General features: G+C 54.1%; 8 protein-coding genes and 3 pseudogenes. 2 read left to right on the top strand and 9 right to left on the bottom strand.

Annotated elements, in window-relative coordinates; all coding sequences use genetic code 11:
• From dgt to CPT76_RS04340, 3 pseudogenes are all read right to left on the bottom strand, one after another.
• Nucleotides 1-605 (bottom strand): annotated as a pseudogene (gene dgt / locus CPT76_RS04355) (dGTP triphosphohydrolase); the annotation flags it as partial.
• Nucleotides 606-920: 315 nt separating this feature from the next.
• Nucleotides 921-2,534 (bottom strand): annotated as a pseudogene (locus tag CPT76_RS04345) (glycerol-3-phosphate dehydrogenase/oxidase); the annotation flags it as partial.
• Between the two features lie 109 nt (nt 2,535-2,643).
• Nucleotides 2,644-4,001, bottom strand: a pseudogene (locus CPT76_RS04340) (glycerol kinase); the annotation flags it as partial.
• A 546-nt stretch (nt 4,002-4,547) separates the two neighbouring features.
• Here CPT76_RS04340 and CPT76_RS04335 point away from each other — a divergent pair.
• Together CPT76_RS04335 and CPT76_RS37020 are read left to right on the top strand one after the other, a co-directional pair.
• A complete protein-coding gene (locus CPT76_RS04335; RefSeq protein WP_105442048.1) occupies nt 4,548-4,913 on the top strand; it encodes a hypothetical protein in 366 nt (121 codons plus the stop codon).
• 14 nt (nt 4,914-4,927) lie between these two features.
• A complete protein-coding gene (locus CPT76_RS37020; protein WP_181152685.1) occupies nt 4,928-5,104 on the top strand; it encodes a hypothetical protein in 177 nt (58 codons plus the stop codon).
• Here CPT76_RS37020 and CPT76_RS04330 read toward each other — a convergent pair.
• The 6 genes from CPT76_RS04330 to CPT76_RS04305 all read right to left on the bottom strand — a co-directional run bounded on the left by CPT76_RS04330 (nt 5,088) and on the right by CPT76_RS04305 (nt 8,023).
• Nucleotides 5,088-5,405 (bottom strand): hypothetical protein, encoded by a 318-nt coding sequence (locus CPT76_RS04330; RefSeq protein WP_105442047.1) that lies wholly within the window; start codon nt 5,403-5,405, stop codon nt 5,088-5,090. The genes CPT76_RS37020 and CPT76_RS04330 overlap by 17 nt on opposite strands.
• 87 nt (nt 5,406-5,492) lie before the next feature.
• Nucleotides 5,493-6,236: a glycoside hydrolase family 73 protein gene (locus CPT76_RS04325; RefSeq protein ID WP_105442046.1), complete on the bottom strand. Its 744-nt coding sequence runs from the start codon at nt 6,234-6,236 to the stop codon at nt 5,493-5,495.
• Nucleotides 6,233-6,502, bottom strand: a complete 270-nt coding sequence (locus CPT76_RS04320) for a phage holin family protein (RefSeq protein WP_105442045.1) — start codon at nt 6,500-6,502, stop codon at nt 6,233-6,235. The genes CPT76_RS04325 and CPT76_RS04320 overlap by 4 nt, the downstream gene beginning before the upstream one ends.
• A 25-nt stretch (nt 6,503-6,527) precedes the next feature.
• Nucleotides 6,528-6,818, bottom strand: coding sequence for a hemolysin XhlA family protein (locus CPT76_RS04315; protein WP_240913446.1), 291 nt, complete (start codon nt 6,816-6,818; stop codon nt 6,528-6,530).
• Between the two features lie 92 nt (nt 6,819-6,910).
• Nucleotides 6,911-7,156, bottom strand: a complete 246-nt coding sequence (locus CPT76_RS04310; protein WP_105442044.1) for a hypothetical protein — start codon at nt 7,154-7,156, stop codon at nt 6,911-6,913.
• 18 nt (nt 7,157-7,174) lie between these two features.
• On the bottom strand, nt 7,175-8,023 hold the full coding sequence (locus tag CPT76_RS04305) for a hypothetical protein (RefSeq protein WP_105442043.1): 849 nt from the start codon (nt 8,021-8,023) through the stop codon (nt 7,175-7,177).
• Nucleotides 8,024-8,151: the final 128 nt, after the last annotated feature.

Raw genomic sequence — 8,151 nt, 5'->3', positions numbered from 1 at the left:
CCGGGGTAGTGGATATTTATTGATGCCGAGCAGGATCGCGTCGGACAGGTTCAGGCGTCCACATTTTCCCGCTTCTCCAAAAACATGATCAGCCGGAAGTTGTGCGCGTTGCCTTCGAAATGCTCGTATTTCTTCCGCAGCCTAGCGCGGACGTCGTTCACTTCATTCGGGGACAGATGCAGCCCCTTCACGGCTTCTTTCGTCCGGTCCCGGATCAGCTGATCCAGAATGCCGTCCAGCACCTCTTCCCCTTTATGTCCAAAAGGAGGATGGCCAAAGTCATGCGCGATCGCCGCGCACTCCACCACCTCCGGATCGATTACGAGCCCGGGATTGTCCGCCTGCTCGTCGCTTACCTCAGGATGCGCCCGCAGAAGGCTGCGCGCTGCTTCCCGGGCGATTTGCGCCACCTCAAGCGAGTGGGTCAGCCGCGTCCGGTAATAGTCCCCCGTACCCGCGCCGAACACTTGGGATTTGCCCTGCAGCCTCCGGAACGTCGGCGAATGGATCAGCCGCGAATAATCCCGCTCATATGGCGCGCGGGACGCGTCGGATTTCACTTGTTCGGGGTACTGCCGATGCTCTCTTTTTTCTTTAATGTTCATGTACAGCACTCCTCTCACGACAGTATGGTTTTTTTATTATAAGCGATTTTGCCGGAGGTGTACTAACATGGGACGCGGGCGAGTGCCTATTTTCCATAAAAATGCAAAGTTTATCGCAAATATCCGAACAGTTGGTGTCAACATCACTGACAGTGGATTGACAGGAAGGCATCGTTTTCTCATTGATTCCCTGTCACCGCCGAGACTGGGAGCCTGCGGGTTTGGGTGGGTATCACCCCAAGCCAAAAAGGAACCCTTCATCCTGGGGATGAAAGGTTCCTGATGGAATGCTGCATTCGACTGCCTAATTTACGCTCAATCCGATTCCGCCGGCTCCACGGCCTCCAGCAGCGCGCGGTCGAGATCGGCTGCGTACGCTTCCTTCGCCGCCGGGCTCCAGTTCAGCACGCTGCCCATATATTCGATGACCGGCGCCTTCCAGGTGCGCACAAGCTGAATATCGAACAGCGTCGCGCCGAGCCGGCGGGTAAAAAAGTCCACCGGCGTCGCCGCCATCTCCGATTCCAGCGCATAGGCCAGCTGGCCGAACAGCATCAGCGGCAGCCCGTGCGCTTCCGCCTCCGCCCGGTGGCTCTGGATCAGCCGGAAGACGCCGGATGCATTCGTGCCGTATTTGCCGGCGATCGCGAGGGCTTCATCCGGGGCCAGCCCCGCCTCGATTCCGGTCTGGGCGGTCTTCCGCACGAAAGGCTCATACTGCGCCGAGCCGCCGAAGTCCCCGCCCGAAATCGGCAGATGCTTCGTCTGGCATGCTTTAAACGGGCGCCCTGTTTGTTCAGTCAGCTCCCGGGACAGCACGTCCACAATCGTCTCGGCCATCTTCCGGTAGCCCGTCAGCTTCCCCCCGGCGATCGTCAGCAATCCCGAGCCGGACTCCCAGATCTCGTCCTTGCGGGAAATTTCCGACGGATCCTTGCCCTGTTCAAGAATGAGCGGCCGGACCCCGGCCCAGCTGGACTCCACATCCTCCGCCGTAATTTGCAGCTCGGGAAACATATAATTGATCGCGTTAATAATATAGTCCCGGTCTTGGTACGTCATCCGGGGATGCGCCGTATCCCGGTCAAAGAAAGTATCCGTCGTCCCCACATACGCCTTGCCGTCGCGGGGAATGGCGAACACCATTCTTTTATCCGGCGTGTCGAAGTACACCGCCTGCTCCAGCGGAAACCGGGACTGGTCGATGACCAGATGGACACCTTTGGTGAGGCGCAGCGTTTTGCCCTCCTTCGACGCATCCTTCTCGCGGATGCGGTCAACCCACGGCCCTGCGGCGTTAATGACCTTAGCGGCGTGGACTTCATAGGTGTCCCCGGTCAGCTGGTCGTGGACCACCGCGCCGCGCACGTTATTCCGGGCGTCGTACAGCAGCTCCTCGACCTTGCTGTAATTGAGCGCGAAAGCCCCGTGCACCACAGCCGCTTTCATCACTTCGATCGTCAGGCGGGCGTCGTCGGTGCGGTATTCCACGTAGTACCCGCCGCCCTTCAGCCCCTCCTTCTTGATGAGCGGCTCCTTCGCCAGCGTCTGCTGCGGGGAGAGCATCATGCGGCGCTCCGCTTTTTTTACGCCGGCCAAATAGTCGTACACCCGCAGTCCGAAGGACGTGCTAAATTTGCCGAACGTGCCGCCCTTGTGGATCGGCAGCAGCATCCATTCCGGCGTGGTGACATGCGGACCGTTCTCGTACACAACCGCCCGCTCCTTGCCGACCTCGGCGACCATTTTAACCTCAAACTGCTTGAGGTAGCGGAGCCCGCCGTGCACCAGCTTCGTCGAGCGGCTGGATGTGCCTGCGGCAAAATCCTGCATTTCCACCAGCGCCGTCTTCATCCCGCGGGTCGTCGCGTCCAGCGCGATGCCTGCCCCGGTGATACCGCCGCCGATGATCAGGACGTCAAACTTTTCTGTTTCAAGCTGTCCTTGATTTGTTCACGATTCGTATTGGACCATATCATCTGTGCTTATCTCCCTCCAGATCGAAAAAGAGACCCCCCAAGATATGTTTCTGTGTTTNTTTAAAAGCCATCGCTGCATGTACGGCCTTCTTCCAGCCTTCGTACAGCCCGGTTCGCTCCTTCTCTTCCATCACCGGATGGAACTCGCGCTCGATCGCCCACTGGCCGGAAATGTCCTCCTGGCTCTTCCAGTAGCCGACAGCGAGACCCGCCAAGTAAGCAGCGCCCAGCGCCGTCGTCTCATTAATGACCGGCCGTTCAACCGAGACGCCGAGCACGTCGCTCTGGAACTGCATCAAAAAGTCGTTGTGCACGGCACCGCCGTCGACACGCAGCGTGGTCAGCTCGATACCCGAGTCGGCCTCCATCGCGGACAGCACATCCTTCGTCTGGTAGGCCAGCGATTCCAGCGTCGCCCGGATAAAATGCTCCTTGGACGTGCCTCGCGTCAGGCCGAACACCGCTCCGCGCACATCGCTGTCCCAGTACGGGGTGCCGAGTCCGACGAACGCCGGGACGACGTACACACCGTCCGTTGAAGCCACGCGCGAGGCGTACGTTTCGCTCTCTTTCGACTCCTTCAGCATCCGCAGCCCGTATTCATCAGCATAAAACATCCGGTGCCGTAGGTGTTCTTGGCCATACCCTTGCTGTAGCACGCCTGCCCGAACAGGGCCGCCTGCTGGTCGCCCGCAACGCCGGCGATCGGCACCTCTGTGCCGAAGAAGTGGTACGGTACCGTCAGGCCGTATACCTCTGAGGACGGGCGCACCTGCGGCAGCATGGAGGCCGGAACCCCCAAAATCTCCAGCAGCTCGTCGTCCCATTCTAACTCGTAAATGTTATACATCAGCGTGCGCGATGCGTTCGAATAATCGGTCACATGCGCGCGGCCGCCGGTAAATTTCCAAATGAGCCACGTATCGATCGTGCCGAACAGCAGCTTGCCCTGCTCCGCCTTTTCCCGGGCGCCTTCGACTTCGTCCAGAATCCACTTGACCTTCGTACCGGAAAAGTACGGATCGATCAGAAGCCCTGTTTTGGCGCGGATGGTGTCGTCGAGCCCTTGGGCCTTGAGTTCTTCGCAAATGCCGCTCGTCTGCCGCGACTGCCACACAATCGCATGGTACACGGGATCGCCCGTTTCCTTATCCCACACTACCGCGGTCTCCCGTTGGTTCGTGATGCCGATCGCCGCAATCTGCTCAGGCTTCACGCCCGATTCCGACAGCACGGACGCGATCACCGACAGGACCGAACCCCAAATCTCGTTGGCGTTATGCTCCACCCAGCCTGGATGGGGAAAATGCTGCGTTATCTCCCGCTGGGCCGTATGTACGGCTTCTCCTTTTTCATTAAATAAGATAGCCCTGGAACTCGTCGTCCCCTGGTCCAGTGATAAAATGTATTTTTCCATAGAACCCTCCCTGCTCCGTCAGCGAACGATACGCTCGTTGTGGTTGTGCACATTCGGGATGTTGCTGGATGTATATCCGGTAAGGAAGACAAACCATGTCGCTTGGTGACGTTTACATGACTTTCCTTAGTGACATCATACTATATTTGGAGCGGGTTCGGGTTAACAAAATCGAAGATTGGCGAAGGAAATGGCGGAGTACAGACGATGGGACTGATGAGGTGCTTGGGGAGAATTGAAGGGCGAGAAAGAGAGCGGTAAAAGAGGAATTTAGACAGGGTGAGGGCGTGATAGCGACCTAGTGAGGACATTGAGAGGACATTGTGAGGACTTGGCGATGAAGAAGCGGAGACATCGTGGGAACGTGGCGAGGACTTGACGATGACGAAGTGGAGACATTGTGGGATATGACGATGACGTAGTAAGGACATTGCGAGGACCCATTACAGAGGAATGGAAGCTATATCAAACGGATAAAATTATTATATTGTAATGCGTATCGATACACTATATAATAAACAACAAATATCCAAGGAGGTCTTTTGCATGAACTATTCGATTAACCTGTTCGGCTATCACGTGGACTGCAAGCTGAACGTCGAAGAAGACCGGCTGCAGCTGGACATCGCCGAGGAAGACCAGAAGTCGCTGAAGCAGTATTTGATCCGGGTGCTGCCAAAATACGGCCGCGAAGCATCTCAGACTTCGAAGTTGGACGAGCTGGTGAAGCTCGCAATTGATGCGGAAAAAACGATGGAAGGCCACATGTCCGAGCCGAAGCTCAAGCTGCCTTACGAATTCCAGCCGGAAATCAAAGAGAAGCTGATCGAAGCGGCGGCGCTGCAGGACATGTCCGCAACCCAGCTGCTGATCCGGATTATCGAGCGCAAATACCAGGAAGTTATGGGGTAAAGGGGGTTTTTGTTGTGCCATACGGAAACAAGGTTAAATTTCACTACGACGTGCCTGCCTACATTAAAAAGCAGCTTGCCGAAGCGGCCAAGAAGCTGAACATGACCGCCACGGAGCTGCTGTCCAAAACGATCGAGGAAGAATACGAGCGGGTCAAACGCGAGCAAGCTTCCGCTAACCCCGGGAAATAACAGGGATCTGGGCTGCGAACCTTTCCACGGAACGGGCCTGTTCCACGGAAAGACTCAGGTATTCATAGTCCTGACCGATCCGGTCGCATGACAGCAGATGGCACTCTGTATAGTCGTCCACCGGATCGTGTTCCAGGAGATACACGCGGATGCTCGGGTTCAGGTCCTCGATTTTACAAAAAAACACCGCTTCCGGGGCGGCGTCCATAATCGCCTCGATGCGTTCCCGCACGCAGCCCGGCAGCAGCGGCTCAAGCAGCGAAAACGTCTGGATGGTCGGTTGGTATTCATAAATCAGCATAAGCGGATGCCTCCCTTTTAGTATGAAAAAAATTATGATTTCCCTCCTGCCTGACTTGTCTCTATATGGTAGGTACTCGCATTCTCGTTAGAGCACCTTTAGTCGCTGTAAAATCGTCAGCACCCTGTACAGATCGTAGCTTCCGTTCACCGGGGTGCTGATGATCTTCGCCTCAACCGCCGCGTTTACCGCAGATTCCGCCCAGGCCGGAACCTCCATCTGCTGCCGCACCTCCAGCGCGGAAATACGCTGCTCCACCTTTTGCAGAAGGACCTCAAGTTGGGTCAGGCGTTCCGCTTTTTTCTTCAAATCTTCCAGCTGCTGTGCCAGCTCAGTGATGTTAACACTCATTTCGGTGTGATCTCCTTTCCATGCATCATATTGAGGCAGTCCATACTGCTCCATAATCGCGATTAGCTTGGACGGGTACTTCGGATCGGTAGCGTAGCCGCCTTTCCAAACTGCCTCGGCCGCTTGCCGGTAATCTGCGCGCAGCACGCCGTGGTACCGCGTCGGCTTGTCCTTCGTGCCGTTCAGCAAAAGCTTGGAATGGTCTGCAATGGACTCCGTCCAGGAGTGGTATTTGCGAAAAGATGCCGCCACCCTCACCGCCTTGCCGTTAACAACCTCCGTAGTGGGCATTTCTACGCTTCCCGCTGTGCCCTTGCCTTTGATGCCGAACAAATTGTTTGCCTGCCGGGCAAGACCGCTCGTCCCCCAGTTGGATTCCAGAATCGCCTGGGCGATCGTTAAGGAAGCTGGAACACCAGTGGCCTGCATGTCAGCGATGGCGCAGGGGGCGAGGGTGGCGATGAATTCCGTTTGATTCAATCCGAGTCCCCTACTTTCTTCGTCTGCTTCACAACCTGGTGGCCGAATACTGCAAAGGCTCCTGCCAAAATCCCCTGGATGAACGTCTCCGCGTTCCAGCCATGCATCCAAACCGTAAGTAATACAGAGGCGATGACCACCATGTACACAATGCTCCAATCCGGCACCGATGGCGTCTGTTTCATGACATATCCTAAAACCCAGCACACAGCTACCACAATCAACAGCTTCGGGTCGATCAACTGCCAAATCATATCCCAATCCATGTTTCATCCACCTTTCTGGTATTTGTTAATGTCCTGCAAGCTGAACGGCGGCTGCGATGGCGCCCATCACGATCGTGATGGCCGCACCGCTGACCGTCCGCCACAGCCATTTTTGGCCGTCCTCGATCCGGTCCAGCCTTTGATGTGCTGACTTAACCGACTGCATGGCTTCCCGGGCGAGTTCCTTGGTTGTCTCAATCGTGGCGGCCAGCGTCGGCACTTGCTCCAAGGTTTTTTCAATACGTGCGAGTTGAATTTGAATCTCCACCAAAGCTTTGGTCGCATCCTCCACGTCACTCACCCTTTCGTGTGGCACGGTGATCCCCTCCTTTGAAAATGTGGATGTGAAAAAAGCCCTCGGAATGGATTCCTGAGGGCGTGAAAAATGAATCTCTTTTAAATGATTGATCACAATTTATTAACTTTTGCAGCTTTCAAATAAGGAGTAAAACCAAGTCCTTGATCCTGATCATGCTGAATGAGCTCATTAAACAAGTCATCCTTATCTGTAAAATTAGTAACGTTGAATACTTCTTGAAACAAACTAATAAATACTTTGACCCTAGTAAATACGAGTCCCGACCAAGATATTGTTTCTAGTCCATCGTCTTGAATAATTTCTAGATTAATAGAAATCCACTCTTCGGCAGTCATTTTTACTTCACCTTCCCATTAATTAATGACTTGGTATGTCCAGTTTACGTTTGATACAACATAATTGGTAAGTTTGTATTGTCTAGCACCTACTCGAGAAATACGATCAGTTATATCTCCTCCACTGCTCAAAGATGAGGTAGATCTTGCATACGATCCAAAATCTGTTGTCATCCATAGCATGTCATCCACACCGTATCCTTTAGCAGCAAAACCCCGTATATCAAAGGATGTCGTCACATTAACGAAACTGTTAGCGGGTATATTTATGATACCGTGCTGTTCTGCAGTATCAACTAGGTTACCGGCAATACCGAAAATAGATACCCCACTTTTGATATTACTCGCGTTCAAATTGGGATCACCTGCGACATACCCTCCACCATTATGATATCCAATGGATATGGCCTGATTGACAGTTCCAGGGGTAATTACTTTTGAACCTAGGTTTGGCATTGCCCCAGCCTGCCCGGCAATGGTTGTACCCGTAAGCACCTTATCCGTAGGCACAATAACACCCTTCACCGTAATGTCAGTATCATAAATTCCAGCAGGTTTTACGATTTCCACAGCTCCAGGCGTAATAGCTCCACCTGTTTGCACGGGCAGAGTCCCCATGATCTTTTCTCCATTGACGTAAGCCGTCATCCCGCTTCTAATATCTGACGGGACGGCTGTAGCATCTACAGTCAAGTTAAAATTGTTGTCAATAATTATTTTCGCTAGGTCGACCATAGTTTCGTTGCCCGTAAGCATGATCCCTTTCGTCTGCAGCGCTTCTTTTAGCTCGGGGATTTGGTTAATTCCCGTCAGTGCCTGCAACTTAGCGATAACGTCGCTCAGTTTTGCGTTACTTGGTAATGGCATGTGTTAGCCTCCTTTCTTATCCGAGCGCTACCCAATGGTAGTATGTTCCACTCCCCCAATTGACTACTGGGATATTGAATCCGATGGATGACACATATACTAGCCCCTGCGCTGCTGCTGTATCCCAG

Source organism: Paenibacillus sp. AR247, from assembly GCF_002968895.1.
Taxonomy (GTDB): Bacteria; Bacillota; Bacilli; order Paenibacillales; family Paenibacillaceae; genus Paenibacillus_AQ; species Paenibacillus_AQ favisporus.
Note: the sequence above shows the minus strand (reverse complement) of the source record. Positions and strands in the feature narration are given on the sequence as shown.

Excerpts from the sequence above, each read along its gene's own strand:
- CPT76_RS04330 (WP_105442047.1), bottom strand. The coding sequence starts at position 5,405 with ATGCTGATTTATGAATACCAACCGACCATCCAGACGTTTTCGCTGCTT.
- CPT76_RS04335 (WP_105442048.1), top strand. The coding sequence starts at position 4,548 with ATGAACTATTCGATTAACCTGTTCGGCTATCACGTGGACTGCAAGCTG.
- CPT76_RS04320 (WP_105442045.1), bottom strand. The coding sequence starts at position 6,502 with ATGGATTGGGATATGATTTGGCAGTTGATCGACCCGAAGCTGTTGATT.
- CPT76_RS04310 (WP_105442044.1), bottom strand. The coding sequence starts at position 7,156 with ATGACTGCCGAAGAGTGGATTTCTATTAATCTAGAAATTATTCAAGAC.
- CPT76_RS04305 (WP_105442043.1), bottom strand. The coding sequence starts at position 8,023 with ATGCCATTACCAAGTAACGCAAAACTGAGCGACGTTATCGCTAAGTTG.